23 protein-coding genes are annotated in these 25,116 nt (G+C 59.2%); 7 read left to right on the top strand and 16 right to left on the bottom strand.

What is annotated here, in order from left to right; translation table 11 throughout:
• Nucleotides 1–75 precede the first annotated feature (75 nt).
• From rnhB to rpsB, 15 genes are all read right to left on the bottom strand, one after another.
• A complete protein-coding gene (rnhB, locus tag CAG02_RS08715) occupies nt 76–702 on the bottom strand; it encodes a ribonuclease HII (RefSeq protein WP_085712847.1) in 627 nt (208 codons plus the stop codon).
• An 11-nt stretch (nt 703–713) separates the two neighbouring features.
• On the bottom strand, nt 714–1,844 hold the full coding sequence (lpxB, locus tag CAG02_RS08710; RefSeq protein WP_085712846.1) for a lipid-A-disaccharide synthase: 1,131 nt from the start codon (nt 1,842–1,844) through the stop codon (nt 714–716).
• Nucleotides 1,845–1,846: 2 nt separating this feature from the next.
• Entirely contained in the window at nt 1,847–2,623 is a 777-nt protein-coding gene (gene lpxA / locus CAG02_RS08705; protein WP_085712845.1) for an acyl-ACP--UDP-N-acetylglucosamine O-acyltransferase, read from the bottom strand.
• A complete protein-coding gene (fabZ, locus tag CAG02_RS08700) occupies nt 2,620–3,060 on the bottom strand; it encodes a 3-hydroxyacyl-ACP dehydratase FabZ (protein ID WP_003222142.1) in 441 nt (146 codons plus the stop codon). Before fabZ ends, lpxA begins: the two co-directional genes overlap by 4 nt.
• A gap of 106 nt (nt 3,061–3,166) precedes the next feature.
• Entirely contained in the window at nt 3,167–4,222 is a 1,056-nt protein-coding gene (lpxD, locus tag CAG02_RS08695; RefSeq protein ID WP_085712844.1) for a UDP-3-O-(3-hydroxymyristoyl)glucosamine N-acyltransferase, read from the bottom strand.
• Nucleotides 4,223–4,225: 3 nt separating this feature from the next.
• A complete protein-coding gene (locus CAG02_RS08690; RefSeq protein ID WP_003222140.1) occupies nt 4,226–4,729 on the bottom strand; it encodes an OmpH family outer membrane protein in 504 nt (167 codons plus the stop codon).
• Between the two features lie 45 nt (nt 4,730–4,774).
• Nucleotides 4,775–7,150 (bottom strand): outer membrane protein assembly factor BamA, encoded by a 2,376-nt coding sequence (gene bamA / locus CAG02_RS08685; protein ID WP_085712843.1) that lies wholly within the window; start codon nt 7,148–7,150, stop codon nt 4,775–4,777.
• Between the two features lie 74 nt (nt 7,151–7,224).
• Nucleotides 7,225–8,577, bottom strand: a complete 1,353-nt coding sequence (gene rseP / locus CAG02_RS08680) for a sigma E protease regulator RseP (protein WP_085712842.1) — start codon at nt 8,575–8,577, stop codon at nt 7,225–7,227.
• 53 nt (nt 8,578–8,630) lie between these two features.
• Nucleotides 8,631–9,821, bottom strand: coding sequence for a 1-deoxy-D-xylulose-5-phosphate reductoisomerase (gene ispC, locus CAG02_RS08675; RefSeq protein WP_085712841.1), 1,191 nt, complete (start codon nt 9,819–9,821; stop codon nt 8,631–8,633).
• Nucleotides 9,818–10,624: a phosphatidate cytidylyltransferase gene (locus CAG02_RS08670; RefSeq protein WP_085712840.1), complete on the bottom strand. Its 807-nt coding sequence runs from the start codon at nt 10,622–10,624 to the stop codon at nt 9,818–9,820. The genes ispC and CAG02_RS08670 overlap by 4 nt, the downstream gene beginning before the upstream one ends.
• The gene (uppS, locus tag CAG02_RS08665) at nt 10,624–11,379 is read right to left on the bottom strand and encodes a polyprenyl diphosphate synthase (protein WP_085712839.1); all 756 of its coding nucleotides are present in this window, start codon (nt 11,377–11,379) and stop codon (nt 10,624–10,626) included. The genes CAG02_RS08670 and uppS overlap by 1 nt, the downstream gene beginning before the upstream one ends.
• Before the next feature lie 14 nt (nt 11,380–11,393).
• Nucleotides 11,394–11,951: a ribosome recycling factor gene (frr, locus tag CAG02_RS08660; RefSeq protein WP_085688727.1), complete on the bottom strand. Its 558-nt coding sequence runs from the start codon at nt 11,949–11,951 to the stop codon at nt 11,394–11,396.
• On the bottom strand, nt 11,948–12,691 hold the full coding sequence (gene pyrH, locus CAG02_RS08655) for a UMP kinase (protein ID WP_011332683.1): 744 nt from the start codon (nt 12,689–12,691) through the stop codon (nt 11,948–11,950). The genes frr and pyrH overlap by 4 nt, the downstream gene beginning before the upstream one ends.
• Nucleotides 12,692–12,900: 209 nt before the next feature.
• The gene (gene tsf, locus CAG02_RS08650; protein ID WP_085712838.1) at nt 12,901–13,764 is read right to left on the bottom strand and encodes a translation elongation factor Ts; all 864 of its coding nucleotides are present in this window, start codon (nt 13,762–13,764) and stop codon (nt 12,901–12,903) included.
• A gap of 203 nt (nt 13,765–13,967) precedes the next feature.
• Nucleotides 13,968–14,705: a 30S ribosomal protein S2 gene (gene rpsB / locus CAG02_RS08645; RefSeq protein ID WP_003222119.1), complete on the bottom strand. Its 738-nt coding sequence runs from the start codon at nt 14,703–14,705 to the stop codon at nt 13,968–13,970.
• A gap of 373 nt (nt 14,706–15,078) precedes the next feature.
• Here rpsB and map point away from each other — a divergent pair, with 373 nt between their 5' ends.
• The 5 genes from map to CAG02_RS08620 all read left to right on the top strand — a co-directional run bounded on the left by map (nt 15,079) and on the right by CAG02_RS08620 (nt 21,701).
• Nucleotides 15,079–15,861: a type I methionyl aminopeptidase gene (map, locus tag CAG02_RS08640; protein WP_039769663.1), complete on the top strand. Its 783-nt coding sequence runs from the start codon at nt 15,079–15,081 to the stop codon at nt 15,859–15,861.
• Between the two features lie 40 nt (nt 15,862–15,901).
• The gene (locus tag CAG02_RS08635) at nt 15,902–18,604 is read left to right on the top strand and encodes a [protein-PII] uridylyltransferase (RefSeq protein WP_085712837.1); all 2,703 of its coding nucleotides are present in this window, start codon (nt 15,902–15,904) and stop codon (nt 18,602–18,604) included.
• A gap of 43 nt (nt 18,605–18,647) precedes the next feature.
• Nucleotides 18,648–19,847, top strand: coding sequence for a succinyldiaminopimelate transaminase (gene dapC / locus CAG02_RS08630; protein WP_085712836.1), 1,200 nt, complete (start codon nt 18,648–18,650; stop codon nt 19,845–19,847).
• Nucleotides 19,848–20,014: 167 nt separating this feature from the next.
• Nucleotides 20,015–20,743, top strand: coding sequence for a M12 family metallopeptidase (locus CAG02_RS08625; protein WP_085712835.1), 729 nt, complete (start codon nt 20,015–20,017; stop codon nt 20,741–20,743).
• Between the two features lie 205 nt (nt 20,744–20,948).
• Nucleotides 20,949–21,701, top strand: a complete 753-nt coding sequence (locus CAG02_RS08620) for a M12 family metallopeptidase (protein ID WP_085712834.1) — start codon at nt 20,949–20,951, stop codon at nt 21,699–21,701.
• A 42-nt stretch (nt 21,702–21,743) separates the two neighbouring features.
• Here the strand turns inward: CAG02_RS08620 and CAG02_RS08615 are convergent, their stop codons facing one another.
• On the bottom strand, nt 21,744–23,375 hold the full coding sequence (locus CAG02_RS08615; protein ID WP_085712833.1) for a Na+/H+ antiporter: 1,632 nt from the start codon (nt 23,373–23,375) through the stop codon (nt 21,744–21,746).
• A gap of 260 nt (nt 23,376–23,635) precedes the next feature.
• Between CAG02_RS08615 and CAG02_RS08610 the strand changes: the two genes are divergently transcribed.
• Nucleotides 23,636–23,944 carry an arsenate reductase gene (locus tag CAG02_RS08610; RefSeq protein ID WP_042607053.1) on the top strand — a complete coding sequence of 103 codons (309 nt, stop codon included), beginning with the start codon at nt 23,636–23,638 and terminating at the stop codon, nt 23,942–23,944.
• A gap of 31 nt (nt 23,945–23,975) precedes the next feature.
• Nucleotides 23,976–25,010, top strand: a complete 1,035-nt coding sequence (gene dapD, locus CAG02_RS08605; protein ID WP_085712832.1) for a 2,3,4,5-tetrahydropyridine-2,6-dicarboxylate N-succinyltransferase — start codon at nt 23,976–23,978, stop codon at nt 25,008–25,010.
• Nucleotides 25,011–25,116: the final 106 nt, after the last annotated feature.

Raw genomic sequence — 25,116 nt, 5'->3', positions numbered from 1 at the left:
GTGATCCTGTCCAGTTACATAGAGACAACAAGGCCCGGATTGTACCGGGCCCCGAATAAAACATCAGCCTCGCCGCTAAACCTGCGTGAGACCTTCAAGCGCCTCGTAAGCCTGTCGCACCGGGGCGAACGAACGCCGGTGAATCGGCGTCGGCCCGAGGCGCACCAGCGCTTCCAGATGAACGGGCGTCGGATAGCCTTTATGACCGCCGATGCCGTAACCCGGGTAGATCAATTCGAACGCCGCCATCTCGCGGTCGCGGCTGACCTTGGCCAGAATCGACGCGGCGGCGATGGCCGGGACCTTGCTGTCGCCCTTGACCACCGCTTCGGAACGCATCGGCAGTTTCGGGCAACGGTTACCATCGATCATCGCCAGTTTCGGCTGGATATGCAGACCCGCGACGGCGCGCTGCATCGCCAGCATGGTGGCGTGCAGGATGTTCAGCTCGTCGATTTCTTCGACTTCGGCACGGGCAATGCACCAGCTCAACGCCTTTTCGCAGATTTCGTCGTAGAGCTTTTCACGCTTGGCTTCGGTGAGTTTCTTCGAGTCATTGAGACCCAGAATCGGCCGGTTCGGATCGAGGATCACCGCCGCCGTGACGACCGCACCGCACAACGGGCCGCGACCGACCTCATCAACGCCGGCCACCAATTCTTCGACTTCGGCGACCAGGGTGAAATCCAGGCCCATCTGCATGCTTGTCTTGCTCATCGAGTTTGACCGATCAGGTTCAGAACGGCGTCAGCCGCCTGATTGGAGGCGTCCAGGCGCAGGGTGCGGTGGATTTCATCGAAGCCGCGAGTCTGTTCTTCACCGCCGTCGATCAGCGGCGACAGGGTCTGGGCCAGCGCCTCGACCGTCGCATCATCCTGCAACAATTCCGGTACCAGCAGACGCTGGGCCAGCAGGTTCGGCAGGGAGACGTACGGGCTCTTGACCATGCGCTTGAGAATCCAGAACGTCAGCGGCGCAAGACGGTAGGCCACCACCATCGGGCGCTTGTAGAGCAGCGCTTCAAGGGTCGCCGTGCCCGACGCAATCAGGACCGCATTGCACGCTGCCAGCGCCAGATGGGACTTGCCGTCGAGCAGGGTCACCGGCAGATCACGGCCGGCCAGCAGCTCTTCAAGCTGGGCTCGACGCTCTGGATTGGCACATGGAATGACGAAGCGCAAACCCGGACGCATGGCGCGCAGGCGTTCGGCGGTATCGAGAAACAGCGCGCCCAGACGACTGACTTCGCCGCCCCGGCTGCCGGGCATCAAAGCCACCAGCGGACCGTCAGGCAGACCCAGCTCGGCTCGCGCAGCGGCGCGATCGGCTTCCAGTGGAATGGTATCGGCCAGCGTATGGCCGACGAACCGCACCGGTACGCCCTTCTCTTCGTAAAACTTTGCTTCGAACGGCAGCAGCGTGAGCATCAGGTCGCAGCCTTCGCGGATCTTCAGCACCCGCTTCTGCCGCCACGCCCACACCGAAGGGCTGACGTAGTGCACGGTCTTGATCCCGGCCTGACGCAGCTTGAGTTCGATATTGAGGTTGAAATCCGGCGCATCGATGCCGATGAACACATCCGGCTTCTGGGCGATCAGGGTGGCGATCAGGTCCTTGCGGCGCTTGAGGAGCTCACGCAGCCGACCGAGGACTTCAACCAACCCCATGACCGACAACCGCTCCATGGGGAAGTAGGAATTCAGGCCCTCGGCCTGCATCAGGGGGCCGCCGACACCGATGAACTCGACCGCCGGATGCTGTGCCTTGAGGGCTCGCATCAGACCGGCGCCCAGAATATCGCCGGAAGCCTCACCCGCCACCAGCGCAATACGCAGATTGGCCATGATCAGCGAGTGATGCCGCGAGACGACGACTGGATGGAGTCACGGAACACCGCGACTTCCGGGAACTGGGCGGCAGGCTCGGCCAGTTCGGCCAGCGCTTGCTCGACAGTCAGCCCCTGGCGATAAACGGTTTTGTAGGCACGACGCAGAGCGTGAATCGCATCCTCGCTGAAACCGCGACGGCGCATGCCTTCAAAGTTCATGCTGCGCGCTTCAGCCGGGTTGCCGAACACCGTGACGAAAGCCGGGACGTCCTTGCCAATGGCCGTTCCCATGCCGGAAAAGCTGTGGGCGCCGATGTGGCAATACTGATGCACCAGCGTGAAGCCGGACAGGATCGCCCAGTCCTCGACATGCACGTGGCCGGCCAGTGCCGTGTTGTTGACCAGGATGCAATGGTTGCCGATGACACTGTCGTGACCGATGTGGGCGTAAGCCATGATCAGGTTGTGATCACCCAGGGTGGTTTCCGAGCGATCCTGAACCGTGCCACGGTGAATCGTCACGCCTTCACGGATAACGTTGTGGTCACCGATCACCAGACGGGTCTCTTCACCCTTGTACTTGAGGTCCGGCGTGTCTTCGCCTACCGAGGAAAACTGGTAGATGCGATTGTGCTTGCCGATTCGGGTCGGACCTTTGAGGATCACGTGTGGCCCGATCACTGTTCCCTCGCCGATTTCCACACCTGCGCCGATGATCGACCACGGGCCGACCTCGACACCTTCGGCCAGTACGGCCGAAGGATCGATGATTGCGCGAGGGTCAATCAAACTCATAGCTTGCGTTCCGCACAGATGATTTCAGCGGAGCAGACCGGCTTGCCATCGACCGAAGCCTGGCATTCGAACTTCCAGATCTGACGCTTGCAGCTGATGAACTTGGCTTCGAGGATCAACTGGTCACCCGGCAGCACTGGCTGACGGAAACGCAGTTTGTCGGAACCGACGAAATAGTAGAGGGTGCCATCGGCCGGTTTCACATCGAGCATCTTGAAACCGAGGATCCCGGCAGCCTGAGCCATCGCTTCGATGATCAACACGCCCGGCATGATCGGGTGCGCAGGGAAGTGGCCATTGAAGAACGGTTCGTTGATGCTGACATTCTTGTAGGCGCGAATGCGCTTGCCTTCCGTATCCAGTTCCACCACCCGGTCCACCAGCAGGAACGGGTAACGGTGAGGCAGGTATTCGCGAATCTCGTTGATGTCCATCATTTCGGGGGGAAGCCTATGTAAAGATTGGGAGCGCGACTGACGCGCACTCCTCTAGCAAATCAAGGAGGCAGTCCAGAGGCTGTGCACACTTGATATGGAAATGGTATCAGCCTTCAGATGAAGCGTTACCGCCAGGGGTCACTTCCCCTGCCTGCTTTTCCAGCTGTCGCAAGCGTCGCGCGATGTCATCGAGCTGACGGATGCGTGCCGCGCTTTTGCGCCACTCGGCAGCCGGCTGCATGGCCGTACCGGAAGAATAGGCACCCGGCTCGGTAATCGAGTGGGTCACCATGGTCATCCCGGTCAGGAATACGTTGTCGCAAATATCGATGTGCCCTACCAGGCCGACACCACCGGCGAGCATGCAGTGCTTGCCGATTTTGGTGCTACCGGAAATCCCCACGCACGCAGCCATGGCAGTGTGATCACCGACCTGAACGTTGTGGGCGATCTGAATCTGGTTGTCGAGCTTGACGCCGTTACCGATCACGGTATCGGCCAACGCACCGCGGTCGATGGCGGTATTCACGCCGATCTCCACATCGTCGCCGATGGTCACGCCACCGATCTGGGCGATTTTCTGCCAGATGCCTTTCTCGTTGGCAAAGCCGAAGCCCTCACCGCCAAGCACTGCACCTGACTGAATCACCACCCGCTTGCCGATGCGCACGTCGTGATACAGCGTGACACGCGGAGCCAGCCAGCCGCCCTCGCCGACTTCGCTGCGGGCACCGACAACGCAATGCGCGCCAAGCGTCACGCCCGCCCCGATCCGTGCACCCGACTCGATCACCACAAAGGGACCGATGCTGGCAGTCGGATCGACCACGGCATCCGGAGCGATCACTGCCGACGGATGGATACCGGCTGCAGCTTTCGGCTTCGGATCGAACAGGTGAGAAATGCGTGCGTAAGCCAGATAAGGATCCGGCACCACCAACGCATTCCCGGCATAACCTTCGGCATCAGCCGCCTTGAGCAGCAATGCTGCCGCTTGCGAGCCAGCCAGGTATTTGCGGTATTGAGGGTTTGCCAGAAAGCTCAACTGAGCTGGGCCAGCCTCCTGCAAGGTGGCTAGCCCAGTAATTTGCTTCTCGGGATCGCCACTCAGGGTGGCACCGAGGAACTCGGCCAACTGGCCGAGTTTGATAGTCACGGTCATGGGTTACTTCAGCTGATTCATGCGCTCGATAACCTGGCGCGTGATGTCGTACTGAGGTTTGACATCGATCACTGCGCCACGCTCGAACACCAGGTCAAAACCACCTTTCTTGATGACTTCTTCCACTGCGCTATCCAGTTTCGGCTTGAGCTGCTTGAGCATTTCACGGTCAGCAACAGCCTTGGCTTCGTTCAGTTCCTTGGACTGGAACTGGAAGTCACGGGCCTTTTGCTTGAATTCCAGTTCCAGGCGCTCACGCTCGCCCTGCTGCATCTTGTCGCCGCCAGCCATCAGACGATCCTGGATACCCTTGGCGCTGCTTTCCAGCGTCTTGAGTTTGGTCAGTTGAGGACCGAACTTCTTCTCGGCATCCACGGCGTACTTCTTGGCCGCATCGGACTCCAGCAGAGCCATCTGATAGTTCAGAACAGCGATTTTCATGTCGGCAAATGCCGGGCCTGCCACCAGTACGGAGGCCAGGAGAACCAATTGAGTCAACTTACGCACGATGCACTCCTACAAAATCCATTGTCGTTATCTTGGGTCAGACGCTTAGAACGTCTGGCCGAGGGAGAATTGGAACACTTGAGTTTCAGCGTTATCCGGTTTCTTGATCGGTGTGGCCAACGCGAAGCTCAAAGGACCCAGTGCGGTAACCCAGGTCACGCCGACACCGACGGAACTGGCCATGTTGCTCAGGCTGATGTCGTTGCACTTGGTGCTGGACTTCGAGCCATCGGCGTTCACAGTATCCTTGCACTGCGAGTCAAACACGTTACCCACATCCCAGAATACCGAGGTACGCAGGGAACGCTGATCCTTGACGAATGGCAGCGGGAACAGGACTTCAACACCGCCCTGAATCAGGACGTTACCACCGAACGGAAGCGGATCCTGGTCCGGGTCTGCCAGGGTGCCAGGGTTAGTACCCTTACTTGGCGTACTGCGTGGACCGAGGGTGCTGTCCTTGAAGCCACGAACCGAGTTGAAACCACCAGCATAGTAGTTTTCATAGAACGGCAAGCCATCCGTCGAACCATAACCATCGCCGTAACCCAGTTCGGTATGCAGGCGCAGGGTATAGTTCTCGGTAATCGGCTGGAACAGCTGACCACGATAATCAAGCTTGTAGAACGACAGGTCGCTGCCAGGAATGGTGGATTCCAGGGTCACGCTCTGGGAACGGCCACGAGTTGGCAACACGCCCTTGTTCAGAGTGGACTCGGACCAGCCGGCCGACGCCTTGAAGTTCAGGTACTGATCGCCTTCGCGCTTAACGAAGTCGAAAATCTCGTCAACGGTGTAGGTACCGGTCTTGATCTTGTCCTGCTGAGCCGACAGACCGAAGGTCAGACGCGAAGTCTCGCTGATCGGGTAACCGACGTTCACACCGGCGCCCAGGCTGTCTACCGCATAGCTTGCTACGTCGACGTCGAGGTCTTTGTAGTCGGTGGTGCGATAGAACGCGTTGTAACCCAGGCTCACGCCATCGGCGGTCCAGTAGGGGTCAACGTAGCCGAAGTTGTAACGGCTCTGGTATTCGCTTCGGGTCAGGCCGACGCTGACGCGGTTACCGGTACCCAGGAAGTTGTTCTGGGTGATCGAGCCACCGAGGATCAGACCGGCACTCTGGGCAAAACCGACGCTGGCGGTGATGGAACCGGAAGCCTGCTCTTCAACCGCATAGTTCACGTCAACCTGGTCGTCGACACCCGGAACAGCCGGAGTCTCGACGTTCACTTCCTTGAAGAAGCCCAGACGCTCAAGACGAGTCTTGGACTGGTCGATCAGGTACGTCGAAGCCCAGCCACCTTCCATCTGACGCATTTCGCGGCGCAGCACTTCGTCTTCGGACTTGGTGTTGCCACGGAAATTGATGCGGTTGACGTAAGCACGCTTGCCCGGATCGACAGCGAACAGGATGTCGACGGTGTGATCGTCATCGTGCGGCTGCGGAACGCCATTGACGTTGGCGAAGGTGTAGCCTTCGTTACCCAGACGACGGGTGATCAGTTCCGAGGTGGTGGTCATCAGCTTGCGCGAGAACACTTGGCCCTTTTGCACCAGCAGCAGCGACTTGACCTGGTCTTCAGGGACTTTCAGATCACCGCTGAGCTTGACGTCACGAACGGTGTACTTCTCGCCTTCGTTGACGTTGACAGTGATATAGACGTGCTTCTTGTCCGGGGTGATGGAAACCTGGGTCGAAGCGATATCCATGTTGATATAGCCGCGGTCCAGGTAGTAGGAACGCAGACGCTCCAGGTCACCGGAAAGCTTTTCACGGGCGTACTTGTCATCGTTCTTGAAGAACGACAACCAGTTGGTGGTCTTCAGTTCGAACAGGTCGGTCAGGTCTTCCTCAGGGAAAACCGTGTTGCCCACCACGTTAATGTGCTGAATGGCAGCGACGGTGCCTTCGTTGATCTTCACTTTCAGGCCGACACGGTTACGCGGCTGCGATACCACTTCGGTATCGACGGTGGCCGAATAACGACCTTGCGCAACGTACTGGCGTTGCAGTTCGTTACGCACGCCTTCGAGGGTCGCACGCTGGAAGATCTCGCCTTCGGCCAGACCGGATTGCTTGAGGCCCTTCATCAGGTCTTCGGTGGAGATCGCCTTGTTGCCTTCGATCTCGATGCTCGCGACCGATGGACGTTCAACGACCGTGATCACCAGAACGTTGCCTTCGCGGCCCAGCTGGATATCTTGAAAGAAACCGGTTTTGAACAACGCACGAGTGGATTCCACCAGGCGACGATCATCCGCCTGCTCGCCGACGTTCAACGGCAAGGCACCAAAGACGCTACCCGCGGAGACCCGCTGGAGGCCATTGACGCGAATATCAGAGATAGTGAAGGACTCGGCGTGAACTTCGGCGATCATCAATACGGTGAGAACCGCAGTTAGCAGCAGACGTTTCATGAAGTCCTTTCTTATTCCAACTGGCAATAAACAAACTGCCGCAAAATGCGGCAGATTCGCAATTCAGCGAAGCGTTACAGTCGACCCAGATCGTTGACCAGAGCAAGCAACATCACCCCGACCACCAAACTGATACCGATCTGTATCCCCCAACCTTGCACCCGATCCGACAAGGGACGACCACGCGCCCACTCGATCAGATAAAACAACAAATGCCCCCCATCCAGTACAGGAATAGGCAGCAAATTCAGAACCCCCAGGCTAATACTCAGATAAGCAAGGAAATTCAGGAAATCAGCAACGCCCGACTGGGCAGAAGCGCCCGCCACTTTAGCAATGGTTATCGGTCCACTCAAGTTTTTTACCGAGAGCTCGCCGAACAGCATTTTCTTCAGTGAATCCAGCGTCAGCACGCTCATGGTCCAGGTACGACGGGCACCCTCGCCAATCGCGGCCAAAGGACCATAACTGACCTCGCGGATCATCTCCGGTGGCCAGTCGACAGCTTTCACTCCCGCCCCCAGATAACCACTTGGCGACTTGCTTTCACCGCGCGCGGCCAACGTCACGGGGACGTCGATTTGAGCACCGTCGCGCTCAACGTGCAGCATGATTTTGGTATCAGGACGCGTACGAACGGTGTCGACCACTTGCTGCCAGTCATCCAGCACCTTGCCGTCCAGTGCCAGCAGACGATCACCGGTCTTCAACCCGGCTGCCTGGGCCGGGCCTTTCGGATCGAGCTCAGCGAGAATCGGTGGCAACGCCGGACGCCATGGACGAATACCCAGAGAGCGAATCGGATCCGGTTCGTCAGCACCCTTGAGCCAGTGATCCAGCGCAAGCTCACGCGGAGAATCGGCCGTAGAGCCCTGCTCACGCACCAGCACCTGCAGGGAACCGCTTTCCCCCAGGCGACGTACCAGTTGCAGATTGACCGCCGCCCAGCCCGAAGTCGGCTCACCGTCGATGGCGACGATTTCCTGACCTGCATTCAGACCGGCTTTCGCAGCAATACTGCCGGACTCGACAGCACCGATGACCGGACGCACCTGCTCGCTGCCGAGCATGGCCAGTACCCAGAAAAACACCATGGCCAGCAGGAAGTTGGCGACGGGGCCGGCAGCGACGATAGCAATACGCTGGCGAACGGACTTGCGATTGAAAGACAAATGAAGCTGATCAGCGAGCACTTCACCTTCACGCTCATCGAGCATCTTGACGTAGCCACCCAACGGGATGGCTGCGACAACAAACTCGGTCCCCTGCTTGTCATGCCAGCGCAGCAACGGCATGCCGAAGCCCACGGAAAAGCGCAGAACCTTGACGCCACAGCGACGCGCGACCCAGAAGTGGCCGAATTCGTGAAAGGTGACCAGCACACCCAGGGCGATCAGGGTGCCGGCAATCATATAGAGCGCGCTCATCTACTTTCTCCGCAATCCTGTTCTATGCCGCGTGAAGCCTTGTACCGCAGGGTCTATCGACCGTGACGGGTCAGCCATTGCCCGGCGAGCGTACGTGCTGCCGCGTCCGCTGTGAACACCGCATCGAGATCATTCAGCGCAACCACCGGCTCGAGATTCAACACTTCCTCGATGATACTCGCGATTTCGAGATAGCGAACCCGCCCGTCGAGAAACGCCGCCACCGCAACTTCATTCGCGGCATTAAGCATGGCAGGTGCGCTGTTGCCGGCCTCGGCAGCCTGACGGGCAAGCCGCAGGCACGGGAAGCGCTCCTCATCGGGCGCCTCGAAGTCCAGGCGGGCGACGGCAAACAGGTCCAGTGGCGCCACGCCCGAATCAATGCGTTCAGGCCAGGCCAGCGCATTGGCGATAGGCGTACGCATGTCGGGATTACCCAGCTGCGCCAGTACCGAGCCATCTACGTAGTCGACCAGAGAGTGAATCACGCTCTGCGGATGGATCACCACTTCGACTTGCGACGGCCGGGCATCGAACAGCCAGCAGGCCTCGATCAGCTCGAGTCCCTTGTTCATCATGCTGGCCGAATCCACGGAAATCTTGCGCCCCATGGACCAGTTAGGATGAGCACAGGCCTGATCGGGAGAAACATGCGCCAGTTCGGCCATCGGCGTCTGCCGGAAAGGACCACCCGAGGCCGTCAGCAAAATCCGACGCACACCGACATTGCTCAATCCACGAGCGAAATCCTGCGGCATACACTGGAAAATCGCGTTGTGCTCACTGTCGATGGGCAGCAGGACCGAACCGCTCTTGCGCACGGCCTCCATGAACAAGGCGCCGGACATTACCAGCGCTTCCTTGTTGGCCAGGAGAATTTTCTTGCCCGCCTCGACAGCGGCGAGGGTCGGGCGCAGACCCGCAGCGCCGACGATGGCTGCCATCACGGCATCCACCTCAGGGGCTGCCGCGACCTGACACAGCCCTTCCTCACCTACCAGCACCCGGGTCGACAGGCCGGCGGCACGCAAATCATCCTGCAAACCACGGGCTGCCGCGACTTCCGGCACCACAGCGAACTGCGGCACATGGCGTACGCACAGGGAAAACAGCTCGCTCAGACGCGTAAAGCCACTGAGCGCAAACACCTGATAACGGTCAGGGTGACGAGCGATGACATCCAGAGTGCTCAGACCGATCGAGCCGGTTGCCCCCAGAACAGTGACCTGTTGTGGGCGGCTCACGGTGCAGCCATCCACAACAGCACGGCGAATACCGGGATCGCGGCCGTCAGGCTGTCAATGCGGTCCAGTATGCCGCCATGGCCCGGCAGCAGATTGCTGCTGTCCTTGATACCGGACTGACGCTTGAACATGCTTTCAGTCAAATCGCCCACCACCGAGATGAACACGATCAGCGCAGCGCCAATCAGGCCTTTGAACAGTTGCGCCACTGTCCAGTCACGAAATAGAGCGACCAGCGTGGTGATGACAAGGCTCAGCGCCAGGCCGCCATACACGCCTTCCCAGCTTTTGCCCGGGCTGACTTGCGGGGCCAGCTTGCGCTTGCCGAATGCACGACCGGAAAAGTAGGCACCGATATCGGCGCCCCAGACCAGCACCATCACCGCCATGATCAGCCAGTTACCCAAAGGGTATTGCTTGATCTGAACCAGGCCTTGCCAGGCTGGCAGGAGAATCAGCAAACCAATCACCAGCTTGCTGGCGGCACTGGCCCAGCGCTCGCTGGAGCGCGGATAGGTCAGCACCAGCCAGGTTGCTACCGCCCACCAGATCACCGAAGCACCGAGCACCCAGGGCGCCAGCCCCGGCAGGATGTACATGACGAACAGCATCAGCGCGACGACTGCCGCATACCCAACGCGAAACGATTGCGCGGTGAAACCGGCCAGGCGCGCCCACTCCCAGGCACCCAGACTGACCACCAGGCCGATGAACAGCGCAAAACCGGAACCCTCGAGCAGGAAAAACCCGCCCAGTGCGATCGGCAGCAGGATCAGCGCAGTGATGATTCGTTGTTTAAGCATTAAACCCGGGCTCCAGCTTCGATCTGCTCGCTCGTTTTACCGAAACGACGCTGACGCGAAGCGAAATCGGCCAGTGCATTACGCATGGCATCGTGTTTGAAGTCCGGCCAGAACAGGTCGGAGAAGTACAACTCGGCATAGGCCAGTTGCCACAGCAGGAAGTTGCTGATGCGGTGCTCACCGCCCGTACGGATGCACAGGTCCGGCAATGGCAGGTCACCGGTCGCCAGACAGGTTTGCAGCAGATCCGGAGTGATGTCTTCCGGCCGCAGGTGCCCGGCCTGAACCTCGCGAGCCAGGCGCTGCGCAGCTTGCGCGATATCCCACTGACCGCCGTAGTTGGCAGCAATTTGCAGGATGAAGCGATTGGCGCCCGCAGTCATCGCTTCAGCTTCACGCATGGCCGCCTGAAGCTCGGGATGGAAACGCGAACGGTCACCGATGATGCGCAGGCTGATGTTGTTGTCATTGAGGCGCTTGGCCTCACGACGCAATGCCTTGAAGAACAGATCCATCAAGGCACTGACCTCATCGGCCGGGCGCTGCCAGTTTTCACTGGAGAAGGCGAACAGGGTCAGCACCTCGACCCCGGCCTCGGCACACACCTCGATCACCGCCCGCACAGCATCTACACCCGCTTTATGCCCGGCGACACCCGGCATAAAGCGTTTTTTCGCCCAGCGATTGTTGCCATCCATGATGATCGCGACATGGCGCGGCACCGCGGACGGCGCAGTCTGCTTGGTCTTTTCCATTTAAAGCTCGACCCTTATACGGCCATCAGATCCGCTTCTTTTTCCTTGGTAGCTGCGTCGATATCAGCTTCAGCCTTGTCGGTCAGCTTCTGGATATCAGCCGCCGCACGGCGCTCTTCGTCTTCGCTGATTTCCTTGTCCTTGACCAGCTTCTTCAGATCACCCAGTGCATCGCGGCGAATGTTGCGCACGGCAACGCGAGCATCTTCAGCCGCTGCGCGCGCCTGCTTGGTGAAGCCCTTACGGGTTTCTTCGGTCAGGGCCGGCATGGAAACCAGCAGCAGTTCGCCAAGGTTGGTCGGATTGAGGTTCAGACCGGCGTTCATGATCGCCTTGTCGACCGCCGTGAGCATGTTGCGCTCGAACGGCACGACCTGCAGGGTCCGGGAGTCTTTTACCGTAACGTTCGCAACACCGCTCAAAGGGGTATCGGCACCATAGTAAGGCACCATCACGCTACCCAGAATGCTCGGGTGAGCCTTGCCGGTACGAATCTGGCCGAATGCATGACTCAGCGACTCGATCGACTTCTTCATGCGCTCTTGGGCGTCTTTCTTGATTTCGTTGATCATTGTTGAACTTCCTCGATCAGGGTTCCTTCAGCGCCGCCGTGTACGATGTTCAGCAGGGCGCCGGGCTTGTTCATGTTGAATACGCGCAATGGCATCTTGTGGTCGCGGCACAGGCAGATGGCCGTCAGATCCATTACGCCCAGCTTGCGATCCAGTACTTCATCGTAAGTCAGATGATCGAACTTCTCGGCATGCGGGTCTTTGAACGGGTCGGCGGTGTAGACGCCATCGACCTTGGTTGCCTTGAGCACGACGTCCGCATCGATCTCGATGGCACGCAGGCAGGCTGCCGAATCCGTGGTAAAGAACGGATTGCCGGTACCGGCCGCGAAAATCACCACGTCCTTGGAGTTCAGGTGGCGCATGGCCTTGCGACGATCATAGTGATCGGTCACACCGACCATGGAAATGGCCGACATCACGATGGCCGAGATATTGGCACGTTCCAGCGCATCGCGCATGGCCAGGGCGTTCATCACAGTGGCCAGCATGCCCATGTGGTCGCCAGTGACCCGATCCATGCCGGCCTTGCTCAGCGCTTCACCGCGGAACAGGTTGCCGCCGCCGATCACCAGACCGACCTGAACGCCGATGCCGACCAACTGGCCGACTTCCAGCGCCATGCGATCCAGCACTTTCGGATCGATCCCGAACTCTTCCGAGCCCATCAGGGCCTCGCCGCTAAGCTTGAGTAGAATGCGTTTATAGCGAGCCTGATAACCACTGCCCTGCTGAGCCATTGCGAATCTCTCCTGCGGCGTATTTAAAAATTCTTTGCGAGCTGTTTGCAGCTGCGTTCACTCTAGCGTGGCGCTGCTTCAGCGCCATCGGAACATGGCTTTGTAAGTCAGTTCCAAGGGGAAACCAATTAAAAATTGGTAACCCTATCTGAAAAGAGGCTGCGCGCGTGAGCGGGCAGCCTCTTTCGGGCGACAGTTGAAAAACCGTCTTACTGCTTGGCGGCAGCCACTTGAGCGGCAACTTCGGCAGCGAAGTCATCAACTGGCTTCTCGATGCCTTCGCCTACTTTGAAGTAGGTGAAGGAAACGATTTCGGCACCGGCTTTCTTGGCCAGCTCGCCAACCTTGACTTCAGGGTTCATGACGAAGGCTTGCTCTTTCAGCGAGGCTTCGGCTTTGAACTTGGTGATACGACCGTTGATCATGTTCTCAACGATGTTTTCCGGCTTGCCAGCGATCTTGTCGGCATTCAGCTGCAGGAATACGTTCTTCTCGCGCTCGATGGCCTCGGCGGAAATTTCCGACGCGTCCAGGAACTCCGGGTTCGAAGCTGCAACGTGCATGGCGATGTTCTTGGCCAGGTCGACGTCGCCGCCTTTCAGAACAACCACTGCACCAATCTTGTTGCCGTGCAGGTAAGCGCCTACAACGTCACCCTCAACACGCGCCAGACGACGGATGTTGACGTTTTCGCCGCACTTGGCAACCAGGGCTTCACGAGCAGCTTCACGCGAAGCGATCAGCGGAGCCGCGTCGGTCAGCTTCTGAGCGAAGGCTTCTTCGAGGCTTTCGCTGACGAAGTTCTTGAAGTCGTCCTGCAGGGCCAGGAAGTCGGTCTGCGAGTTCACTTCCAGCAGAACGGCAGACTTGCCGTCAGCCTTGACAGCGATAGCGCCTTCAGCGGCAACGTTGCCGGCTTTCTTGGCAGCCTTGATCGCGCCCGAAGCACGCATGTCATCAATGGCTTTTTCGATGTCGCCGCCAGCCTTTTCCAGGGCCTTCTTGCAATCCATCATGCCTTCGCCGGTACGCTCGCGCAGTTCTTTGACCAACGCTGCAGTAATTGCTGCCATTTTCAAATTCCTCTTGGATAGGTTTTCAACCATTCCACCCGATCGAACGGGCGTTCAATTCTTCCCGAACCACCTTGTAGCCGCTGCACGTTACAGATACAGGGCGAGCGCTGCCACAAGTGGGCGCCGACAGATGGTTTTCGAGGTGGCAAAAAGGGGGCCAAGCCCCCTTTTTGCTTACTGAGTCAACGCCAGGGCGTCAATTACTCAGCTGCAGCCTGAGTTTCTTCAGCTGCGAATTCAACAGTACCGCCAGCAACATTGTTGCGACCACGGATAACTGCGTCAGCCATCGAACCCATGTACAGCTGGATAGCGCGGATTGCGTCATCGTTGCCTGGGATGATGTAGTCAACGCCTTCCGGGCTGCTGTTGGTATCGACAACGCCGATGACCGGGATGCCCAGCTTGTTGGCTTCGGTGATCGCGATGCGCTCGTGGTCAACGTCGATCACGAACAGTGCGTCTGGCAGACCGCCCATGTCCTTGATGCCGCCCAGGGAGCGATCCAGCTTCTCAAGATCACGGGAGCGCATCAGCGCTTCTTTCTTGGTCAGCTTGGCGAAAGTACCGTCTTCGGCTTGTACTTCAAGGTCACGCAGACGCTTGATGGAAGCACGGATGGTCTTGAAGTTGGTCAGCATGCCGCCCAACCAGCGGTGATCGACGTACGGCGAACCGCAACGTGCTGCTTCTTCAGCAACGATCTTGCCAGCGGAACGCTTGGTGCCGACGAACAGAATCTTGTTTTTGCCCTGGGCCAGACGCTCTACAAAAGTCAGAGCTTCGTTGAACATTGGCAGGGTTTTTTCAAGGTTGATGATGTGAATCTTGTTACGCGCGCCGAAAATGTACTTGCCCATTTTCGGATTCCAGTAACGGGTTTGGTGACCGAAGTGCACACCGGCCTTCAGCATATCGCGCATATTGACTTGGGACATGATAGTTCCTTGATAAGTCGGGTTGGGCCTCCACGTATCCCAATGACCAACCCCTGATCCGAGGATCAAAGGCACCCAGGTCATCGTGTCGACACGTGTGTGGGTTAATGCTCCCGGGGCTATCCCCGGAAAGCGGCGCATTTTATACCACAGCAAGGCCGCAAACGGAACCCGGAATCTTTAATCCCGTCAGGGACATGGATGCCGGCCCCTTGGAATCGGCCTTGCGCGCACTATTGTATAGAGAGAAGCGATGCACGCCGGCGCGGATTTGCGCCTTTGGTCTGTTAGAATCGCGTTTTTCAGGGCGATCTGGCGAAAACCGCCGCCCTGTCCGTATCAGCAAGCGCCGCCGAGCGCAGAGAGAGCCTGTATGACCGTCACCCTCAAAACTCCCGAGGACATCGCTGGCATGCGTGTCGCCGGCAAACTGGCCGCCGATGTGCTGGAAATGATTGCCGAGCACGTCAAGCCGGGCGTGACCACCGATGAACTGAACCAGATCTGCCACGATTATATCGTCAACGTGCAGCAGGCCATCCCTGCCCCGCTCAACTACAAGGGCTACCCGAAGTCGATCTGCACCTCGATCAACCACGTGGTCTGCCACGGCATCCCGAACGACAAGCCGCTGAAAAACGGCGACACCCTGAACATCGATGTCACGGTGATCAAGGACGGCTACCACGGCGACACCAGCCGCATGTTCCACGTCGGCACCGTGCCGGTCTGGGCCGAGCGCCTGTCCCAGGTCACCCAGGAATGCATGTACAAGGCGATCGAGATCGTCAAACCCGGCTGCCGTCTCGGCGACATCGGCGAGATCATCCAGAAGCACGCTGAAAAGAACGGTTTCTCCGTGGTGCGCGAATTCTGCGGTCACGGCATCGGCAAGGTGTTCCACGAAGAGCCGCAGATCCTGCACTACGGTCGCGCGGGCACCGGCATGGAACTGAAGGCCGGCATGACCTTCACCATCGAACCGATGATCAACCAGGGCAAGGCCGACACCAAGGTGCTGGGCGACGGCTGGACCGCGATCACCAAGGATCGCAAGTTGTCGGCACAGTGGGAACACACTTTGCTTGTCACTGACACCGGCTACGAGATCTTCACCCTGCGCAGCGACGACACCATCCCGCGCATCTCGGCCTGATCCAGACACCGTTCCCAGCCTATAGAAGGAAAGCCAATCGATGCCGCAGGTGGATCCCGAACTCTTCGACCGCGGGCAGTTCCAGGCTGAACTGGCCCTGAAAGCGAGTCCCATCGCGGCGTTCAAGAAGGCGATCCGCCAGGCCCGCGAAGTGCTCGATGCACGCTTTCGCAGCGGCCGCGACATCCGGCGACTGATCGAGGATCGCGCCTGGTTCGTCGACAACATCCTGCAAAAGGCCTGGGACCAGTTCAACTGGAGCGAAGACGCCGACATTGCGCTGGTCGCGGTCGGCGGCTACGGTCGCGGCGAATTGCACCCCTATTCCGACATCGACCTGCTGATTCTGCTGGACAGCGCCGACCACGAAATCTTCCGTGATTCCATCGAGCGCTTTCTGACGCTGTTGTGGGACATCGGCCTGGAAGTCGGTCAGAGCGTTCGCTCGGTGGATGAATGCGCCGAAGAGGCCCGCGCCGACCTGACGGTGGTTACCAACCTGATGGAAAGCCGTACCATCTGCGGCCCCGAGCGTCTGCGCCAGCGCATGCTCGATGTCACCAGCACCGCCCACATGTGGCCGAGCAAGGAATTCTTCCTGGCCAAACGCTCCGAGCAGAAGGCACGCCACCACAAGTACAACGACACCGAATACAACCTGGAACCCAACGTCAAAGGCTCGCCCGGCGGACTACGGGATATCCAGACGATTCTGTGGGTCGCCCGTCGCCAGTACGGCACCCTGAATCTGCGCGCCCTGGCCGGCGAAGGCTTCCTGGTCGAGAGTGAAAACGCCCTGTTGGCGTCGTCCCAGGAATTCCTCTGGAAAGTGCGCTACGCGCTGCACATGCTGGCTGGCCGCTCCGAAGACCGCCTGCTGTTCGATCACCAGCGCACCATTGCGGGGCTGCTGGGATTTGAAGGCGACGACGCCAAGCAGGCCGTCGAAAACTTCATGCAGCAGTACTTCCGCGTGGTGATGAGCATCGCCCAGCTCAGCGACCTGATCATCCAGCACTTCGAGGAAGTCATCCTCGCCCCGGAAGACGAAGCGCCGCCGCAGCCGATCAATTCGCGCTTTCAGCTGCACGACGGTTACATCGAGGCACGCAACGACAACGTGTTCCGCCGCACGCCGTTCGCCATGCTCGAGATCTTCGTGCTGATGGCCCAGCAGCCGGAAATCAAGGGTGTACGCGCCGACACCATTCGCCTGCTGCGGGAAAACCGTCACCTGATCGACGACAATTTCCGCAACGACATCCGCAACACCAGCCTGTTCATCGAACTGTTCAAGTGCAAGATCGGCATCCACCGCAACCTGCGACGGATGAACCGCTACGGCATTCTCGGGCGCTATCTGCCGGAATTCGGTTTCATCGTCGGACAGATGCAGCACGACCTGTTCCACATCTATACGGTCGATGCCCACACGCTGAACCTGATCAAACACCTGCGCAAATTGCAGTACTCACAGGTGTCGGAAAAATTCCCGCTGGCCGCCAAGCTCATGGCCAAACTGCCGAAACCCGAACTGATCTACATGGCGGGCCTGTATCACGACATCGGCAAGGGCCGGCACGGCGACCACTCGGATATCGGCGCGGTGGATGCCGAGGCGTTCTGCCAGCGCCATCAGCTGCCGGTGTGGGACAGCCGCCTGATCGTGTGGCTGGTGCAGAACCATCTGGTGATGTCGACCACCGCCCAGCGCAAGGACTTGTCCGACCCGCAGGTGATCCATGACTTCGCCCAGATCGTCGGCGACGAAACCCGCCTCGACTACCTGTACGTGCTGACCGTGGCCGACATCAACGCGACCAACCCGACCCTGTGGAACTCCTGGCGTGCCAGCCTGCTGCGCCAGCTCTACACCGAGACCAAACGCGCCCTGCGTCGCGGCCTGGAAAACCCGGTGGATCGCGAAGAACAGATCCGCCAGACCCAGAGCGCAGCGCTGGATATTCTGGTGCGCGGTGGTACCGATCCGGACGACGTCGAGCAATTGTGGGCGCAACTGGGCGACGACTATTTCCTGCGTCACACCGCCGGCGACGTGGCCTGGCACAGCGATGCGATTCTCCAGCAGCCGGCCGACGGCGGCCCGCTGGTGCTGATCAAGGAAACCACCCAGCGCGAATTCGAGGGCGGTACGCAGATCTTCATCTATGCCCCGGACCAGCATGATTTCTTCGCCGTGACCGTGGCCGCGATGGACCAGCTCAACCTGAACATTCACGACGCCCGGGTCATCACGTCCAGCAGTCAGTTCACCCTCGACACCTATATCGTGCTCGACACCGATGGCGATTCGATCGGCGACAATCCGCTGCGGATCAAGCAGATCCGCGACGGTCTGACCGAAGCCCTGCGCAATCCTGACGATTACCCGACCATCATCCAGCGTCGGGTGCCGCGCCAGCTCAAACACTTTGCGTTCGCACCACAAGTGACGATCCACAACGACGCTCAGCGTCCGGTGACGGTGCTGGAACTCACCGCACCCGACCGCCCGGGTTTGCTGGCACGGATCGGCGGGATTTTCCTGGAGTTCGATCTGTCGCTGCAGAACGCCAAGATCGCCACCCTGGGCGAGCGGGTGGAAGACGTGTTCTTCATCACCGACGCCCACAATCAGCCGCTGTCCGATCCGCTGCTGTGCAGCCGCTTGCAGGATGCCATTGTCGAGCAGCTCAGCGTCAATCAGGAACCCGATATCAAACTGTCGCGCATCAGCATTTGATTGCGCGCCCGGATTCAATCGCTTTGCACGAGACCCCGCACCGATGAACAACGCTCTGACCCAGTTGCAGCCCTACCCGTTCGAAAAGCTACGCGCCCTGCTCGGCAGCGTCACGCCGAACCCGGACAAGCGCCCGATCGCGCTGTCCATCGGCGAGCCGAAACACCGATCGCCAAGCTTTGTCGCCGAAGCCCTGGCCAACAACCTGGATCAGATGGCGGTGTACCCGACCACCCTCGGCATTCCGGCTTTGCGCGAAGCCATCGCCGCCTGGTGCGAGCGTCGTTTCAATGTGCCGAGCGGCTGGATCGACCCGGCGCGCAACGTGCTGCCGGTCAACGGCACCCGTGAAGCGCTGTTCGCGTTTACCCAGACCGTGGTCAACCGTGGCGACGACGCGCTGGTGGTCAGCCCGAACCCGTTCTATCAGATCTACGAAGGCGCGGCGTTCCTCGCCGGCGCCAAACCGCACTACCTGCCATGCCTGGACGAGAACGGCTTCAACCCGGACTTCGACGCGGTATCGCCGGACATCTGGAAACGCTGCCAGATTCTGTTCCTGTGCTCGCCGGGTAACCCGACCGGCGCGCTGATTCCGGTCGACGTGCTGAAAAAACTGATCGCCCTGGCCGACGAATACGACTTCGTGATCGCCGCCGACGAGTGCTACAGCGAACTGTACTTCGACGAACAGACGCCACCGCCAGGCCTGCTCAGCGCCTGCGCCGAACTGGGTCGCAAGGACTTCAAACGCTGTGTGGTCTTCCACAGCCTGTCCAAGCGTTCGAACCTGCCTGGCCTGCGCTCGGGCTTTGTAGCCGGTGATGCAGACATCCTCAAGGGTTTCCTGCTGTACCGCACCTACCACGGCTGCGCGATGCCGGTTCAGACCCAACTGGCCAGCGTTGCTGCGTGGAATGATGAAGTGCATGTACGCGCCAACCGTGCGCTGTATCGCGAGAAGTTCGACGCCGTACTGGCGATCCTCAGCCCCGTGATGGATGTGCAGCGTCCGGATGGCAGCTTCTACCTCTGGCCGAACGTTCAAGGTGATGACGCCGCGTTCTGCCGGGATCTGTTTGCCGAAGAGCACGTGACCGTGGTGCCGGGTTCGTATCTGTCCCGGGATGTCGACGGGGTCAACCCGGGTGCCGGCCGCGTGCGCATGGCACTGGTTGCGCCGCTGGCTGAATGCGTCGAAGCGGCCGAACGCATCCGCGATTTCGTCCTGCGCCACAAGTAACGCCTGAACGCCCGTGCCGGGCAATCCGGCACGGGCGCCTCATATATCGGGTTACAGATCCTTCAACTATTTATCTCACTTGCCCTCCGGCCAGACGTTAGTCTTGAGCCGCGCCTGTCCCTGCGCACAAACAAACTCAAAACTTTAACTTCAAGGAAGAAGTGCAAATGAACGATCTGCTGGATTGCCAACTCATTCAATGGCCAGATGATCAAGCCGCTTATACGGCAGCCATCAATGAAAACCCCGCCAATGCCGGTAAAAGTTCCGGCACTCGACGTAAACGCTCCATCGTTCACTATTCAAAACTCTGGGCCAACGGCCGCACCCTGAAAGTTGCCTTCATGGATTCACCCGATACCGATCACAAGAACAGGATTATCGCGGCGGCCAGGCAATGGTTGCCGTACATCAACCTGAAGTTCGAATTTGTCGACGATTTGAAAGGCGACATCCGGATCGCGACAAAGAACAATGACAACAGCTCGATGCTGGGCACCGATGCGCTGTTGATCCACCCCGACCATCCCACCATGAATCTGGGGGTCAAACCGGAACATGAAGACTTCGAGGTGATCGTGATCCACGAATTCGGCCACGCATTGGGTGCAATGCACGAACATCAGCACCCCAAGGCCAATATTCCGTGGGATAAGCCTAAGGTGTACGAGTTCTACAAAAATCGGGAAATGAACCCGCTCACCGAGGAGCAGGTCGACAGAAACCTGTTCGCGTCCTTCGACACTCTGGACGCGATCTACACCTCCTACGACCGGAAATCGATCATGCACCACCCGGTGGCAAACACATTGACGGTGGGCGACTGGGAGGTGCCGATCAACCGCCGGATCAGTAGAAAAGACAAGCGACTGATGCGATTGCTTTATCCAAAATAAACAACCGATATCGACACAAAAAGTTCGCCTGGTGCAACACCTCGCGAACTTTCAATATCACGCAACACAAGCTGACTTCGCTCGGCCCGCACTTTCCTTTAGCTTTTACCCGCCCGCACTCTGCGGTCCGCAAGACTAAACCATTCAACCACCCCCCCGTTTAAATTGCCCCAAACCATCCAGACTCTTATAGGGAAATTTAGTAATGAACTGCCATAACCTATGCAAAACCTTTCAAGCGGCTGATCCCTTGCTTTCTTACAAGACCGCCATCTCGGAACGTCCTGAAAACTCACGAGCAGACAGCCACTCCATACACTCGGTCGGGCTCTACTCAAAACTCTGGAAAAACTTCCGAACGCTTTCCGTCTGCTTTCTGGATGACTTAAGCGAAGATGACAAAACCGCCTTTAAAAAAGTCATCTGGAAATGGGCAAGGTTGACGAACCTGAATATCGTTTTCGTCAGTTCCCTTACTGCAACGATCAGAATCAAGACAAATACCCAGGATAACCTTTCTACGATCGGCACAGATGCTCTATTGGCAGCCCCCGGTGAACCGACGACCTGGATCGCAGAAAAACCCGGTTCCAAGCTTTTCGAAGCGACAGTACTTCACGAATTTGGTCACGTACTCGGCCTCCACCACGAGCACTTGCACCCTGAGGCGAATATCCCCTGGAACAAATCCAAAGTCCGTGACCACTACGCCGCATTCGGCTGGAGTCGCGAAGAGATCGACCGAAATTTTTTCGATCCTATCGACGAGATACACCCGGTGCTTACGGACTACGACAGACTGTCGATCATGCATTACCCGGTTGATAAAGCATTCACCGACGGCCTCTTGGAGGTCGGCATGAACATGATGCTCAGCGAAGAAGACATTCGTCTGGTCAGAGCGGTCTACCCGGAGACGCCTTCCGAATCCCCTGACGATCCTTCGTACCGCCCATGATTTCGCTCACCGGTTCATTGATCAAACAGGCGCACCCGCAACTCACTTGACTTGCCCCAGATTCGCCTCACTCAGATCCAGCTCGCCCAACACTTCACGCAACACGTCATCACCGATCTGGTGCTGACGGCTCAGGCTGTACAACTCAAGGCGTTGCGCGCGCAGCGCCTTGAGACGCAGGCGGCGTTCAAGCAGATCCATCTGGAATGCCAGCGCCTGGGCTTCCGCCGAATCGTTGAACACCTCCAGTTGATGACGATACTCGGACATGATCCGCGCCTTGAGCTCGGCCGACAGTGCCGCTTGCGCTGCATCCTGCGGATTGACCTCTTCGATCTCCAGCGCATGGATCGCCGCTTCGGCGGTCTTGCGCCAGGCATCGCGGACTTCCTGGCGGCGTTTATCGTCGGGGCTTTTCTGGATCCCGCGCAGCAGCAACGGCAAGGCGATGCAGGCTGCCACCAGTGACATCAGGATCACCCCGGCGGCGATGAAGATCAGCAGATCACGTTCGGGAAAGGCCTCGTTGCCCATCAGCATCGGCACCGACATCACGCCCGCCAGCGTCACCGCACCGCGCACCCCGCCGACCGTCAACAGCCAGCAGGAACGAGCGGTCGGCACTTGTGTCAGGTCGCCCTTGCCGCGCAAGCGACGCAGCAGGACCGACAGACGCCAGATGCTTTGCACCCAGATGAAACGCAACAACACCAGTGCCAGGAAAATCGCCACCACGTCGAGGCAGCGATAGAACAGGGTCGGCCACAATGAGGTTTCGTGGCTGACGACAGCCTTGATGATGTCCGGCAGTTGCAGACCGAGCAGCAGGAAGATCAAACCGTTGAAAGCAAACTCCAGCAACGACCAGACGCTGCGATTGAGCAAACGGGTGCTGGTCTGGCGCGGCAGCAGATCGAGCCAGCTCTGCATCATCCCCGCCGCCACCGCCGAGAGAATGCCCGAGGCGCCGAGCCGTTCGGCCAACACATAAGCGGCAAACGGCAGGAGCAACATGAACACCACATGGGTCGCCGGATCGTCCCACCCCCGGGCGATCATCCATGCGCGCAAGCGGCCCACCAGCCAGCTCAGCGCAACACCGACCGCCAGCCCGCCCACCGCCACCAGCACAAACGTCAGACTGGCGTTGGCCAAAGAAAACGCACCAGTGACTGCCGCCACCAGGGCGAACTTGAAGGTCACCAGACCCGAGGCATCGTTCATCAACGCTTCGCCTTGCAGCATGTGCATCAGCGGCGTCGGCAAGCGGTTCTGCGAAATCGCCGACACCGCCACGGCGTCGGTGGGCGACAGCACCGCCGCCAGCGCGAAGGCCACCGGCAACGGAATAGTCGGTAGCAGCCAGTGAATGAAGTAGCCGGCCCCCACCACGGTAAACAGCACCAACCCGACGGCCAGCGTCAGCACCGGCCCGCGCAGACGCCACAATTCGCGTTTGGGCATGCGCCAGCCATCGGAGAACAACAGCGGCGGCAGGAACAAAAACAGGAACAGCTCGGGATCCAGAGCCACATGCAGGCCAAGTGTTGGCCAGGCCAGCAAGGCCCCGGCGGCAATCTGCACCAGTGGCAGCGGCAACGGGATGACCCGTCCGACCAGACGCGAGACGCTGACCAGCATCAGCAGGATCAGGACGGTATAAGCGGTTTGCATAAAGCGGAAATCCCGGACAATCGACAGCGTTGAACTGCCATATTAGCCGCTTAGGCTGTGGCTGACCGTTGCACCTATGTCGCACATCGGTGGACGGCGGCCAGTGACAATGGGACAAACCCCGGCCAGCGGCGACGCCGAAACCGTCCGGTCGTGGCATAATCCGTCACCTTTTCTTTCCGGCAACCTGTAAAGGGGGCGATTCCTTGACCGTTTCAAGCAAAACGTTGCACCTTTTCGGCATCAAAGCCTGCGACACCATGAAGAAGGCGCGCACCTGGCTCGATGAACACGCTGTCAGCTACGACTTCCACGACTACAAAACCGCCGGCATCGACCGTGAACACCTGACCCAATGGTGTGACGAACACGGCTGGCAAACGGTGTTGAACCGCGCAGGCACGACCTTTCGCAAGCTCGACGACGAACGCAAAGCCGATCTCGACCAGTCGAAAGCCATCGAACTGATGCTCGCTCAACCCTCGATGATCAAGCGCCCGGTGCTCGATCTCGGTGACCGAACCCTGATTGGCTTCAAGCCAGATATCTACGCGGCCGCGCTCAAGTAAGCAGCCCGTCACTTTTTGTAGAGGTATTTACATGTCCAACTCTCTGTTCAGTATCGCTTTCGGCGTCGGCACCCAGAACCGTCAAGGCGCATGGCTGGAAGTGTTCTACGCCCAGCCGCTGCTCAACCCTTCCGCCGAACTGGTCGCTGCCGTTGCACCGATCCTCGGCTACACCGAAGGCAACCAGGCCATCAGTTTCACCACCGCACAGGCCGCACAACTGGCTGAAGCCGTGAAAGGCATCGACGCCGTCCAGGGCAAGCTGCTGACCCGTCTGGCCGAAAGCCACAAGCCGCTGGTCGCTACCCTGCTGGCTGAAGATGCTCAGCTGACTTCGACCCCTGAGGCTTACCTGAAGCTGCACCTGCTGTCCCATCGTCTGGTCAAGCCGCACGGCGTGAGCCTGGCCGGGATCTTCCCGCTGCTGCCGAACGTGGCCTGGACCAGCCAGGGCGCTATCGACCTGAGCGAACTGGCCGAGCTGCAACTCGAAGCCCGCCTGCGCGGCGAGCTGCTGGAAGTGTTCTCGGTGGACAAGTTCCCGAAAATGACCGACTACGTGGTACCGGCCGGCGTGCGTATCGCTGACGCTGCACGTCTGCGTCTGGGCGCCTACGTGGGCGAAGGCACCACCGTGATGCACGAAGGTTTCATCAACTTCAACGCCGGCACCGAAGGCCCGGGCATGATCGAAGGCCGCGTCTCCGCTGGCGTATTCGTCGGCAAGGGTTCGGACCTGGGCGGCGGCTGCTCGACCATGGGCACCCTGTCGGGCGGCGGCAACATCGTGATCAAGGTCGGCGAAGGCTGCCTGATCGGCGCCAACGCCGGTATCGGTATTCCGTTGGGCGACCGCAACACCGTCGAGTCGGGCCTGTACGTGACCGCCGGCACCAAGGTGGCGCTGCTGGACGAGCACAACAACCTGGTCAAAGTGGTCAAGGCCCGTGAACTGGCCGGCCAGACCGACCTGCTGTTCCGTCGCAATTCGGAAACCGGTGCAGTGGAGTGCAAGACCCACAAATCGGCGATCGAACTGAACGAAGCGCTGCACGCTCACAACTAAGCAGCACATTGATAACCTGTGGGAGCGAGCTTGCTCGCGAAGCCTTTTGGCGTCCTCAAGGACGCCTTCGCGAGCAAGCTCGCTCCCACAGGGTCAGGCGTATACC

This window comes from Pseudomonas sp. R43(2017), assembly GCF_002112345.1.
Taxonomy (GTDB): Bacteria; Pseudomonadota; Gammaproteobacteria; order Pseudomonadales; family Pseudomonadaceae; genus Aquipseudomonas; species Aquipseudomonas kribbensis.
Note: the sequence above shows the minus strand (reverse complement) of the source record. Positions and strands in the feature narration are given on the sequence as shown.

Coding starts and splice junctions, on each gene's coding strand:
- rnhB (WP_085712847.1), bottom strand. CDS start 702: ATGCAGATGGGCCTGGATTTCACCCTGGTCGCCGAAGTCGAAGAATTG.
- lpxB (WP_085712846.1), bottom strand. CDS start 1,844: ATGGCCAATCTGCGTATTGCGCTGGTGGCGGGTGAGGCTTCCGGCGAT.
- lpxA (WP_085712845.1), bottom strand. CDS start 2,623: ATGAGTTTGATTGACCCTCGCGCAATCATCGATCCTTCGGCCGTACTG.
- fabZ (WP_003222142.1), bottom strand. CDS start 3,060: ATGATGGACATCAACGAGATTCGCGAATACCTGCCTCACCGTTACCCG.
- lpxD (WP_085712844.1), bottom strand. CDS start 4,222: ATGACCGTGACTATCAAACTCGGCCAGTTGGCCGAGTTCCTCGGTGCC.
- bamA (WP_085712843.1), bottom strand. CDS start 7,150: ATGAAACGTCTGCTGCTAACTGCGGTTCTCACCGTATTGATGATCGCC.
- rseP (WP_085712842.1), bottom strand. CDS start 8,577: ATGAGCGCGCTCTATATGATTGCCGGCACCCTGATCGCCCTGGGTGTG.
- CAG02_RS08670 (WP_085712840.1), bottom strand. CDS start 10,624: ATGCTTAAACAACGAATCATCACTGCGCTGATCCTGCTGCCGATCGCA.
- uppS (WP_085712839.1), bottom strand. CDS start 11,379: ATGGAAAAGACCAAGCAGACTGCGCCGTCCGCGGTGCCGCGCCATGTC.
- frr (WP_085688727.1), bottom strand. CDS start 11,951: ATGATCAACGAAATCAAGAAAGACGCCCAAGAGCGCATGAAGAAGTCG.
- pyrH (WP_011332683.1), bottom strand. CDS start 12,691: ATGGCTCAGCAGGGCAGTGGTTATCAGGCTCGCTATAAACGCATTCTA.
- tsf (WP_085712838.1), bottom strand. CDS start 13,764: ATGGCAGCAATTACTGCAGCGTTGGTCAAAGAACTGCGCGAGCGTACC.
- rpsB (WP_003222119.1), bottom strand. CDS start 14,705: ATGTCCCAAGTCAATATGCGCGATATGCTGAAGGCCGGTGTGCACTTC.
- map (WP_039769663.1), top strand. CDS start 15,079: ATGACCGTCACCCTCAAAACTCCCGAGGACATCGCTGGCATGCGTGTC.
- CAG02_RS08635 (WP_085712837.1), top strand. CDS start 15,902: ATGCCGCAGGTGGATCCCGAACTCTTCGACCGCGGGCAGTTCCAGGCT.
- dapC (WP_085712836.1), top strand. CDS start 18,648: ATGAACAACGCTCTGACCCAGTTGCAGCCCTACCCGTTCGAAAAGCTA.
- CAG02_RS08625 (WP_085712835.1), top strand. CDS start 20,015: ATGAACGATCTGCTGGATTGCCAACTCATTCAATGGCCAGATGATCAA.
- CAG02_RS08620 (WP_085712834.1), top strand. CDS start 20,949: ATGAACTGCCATAACCTATGCAAAACCTTTCAAGCGGCTGATCCCTTG.
- CAG02_RS08615 (WP_085712833.1), bottom strand. CDS start 23,375: ATGCAAACCGCTTATACCGTCCTGATCCTGCTGATGCTGGTCAGCGTC.
- CAG02_RS08610 (WP_042607053.1), top strand. CDS start 23,636: ATGAAGAAGGCGCGCACCTGGCTCGATGAACACGCTGTCAGCTACGAC.
- dapD (WP_085712832.1), top strand. CDS start 23,976: ATGTCCAACTCTCTGTTCAGTATCGCTTTCGGCGTCGGCACCCAGAAC.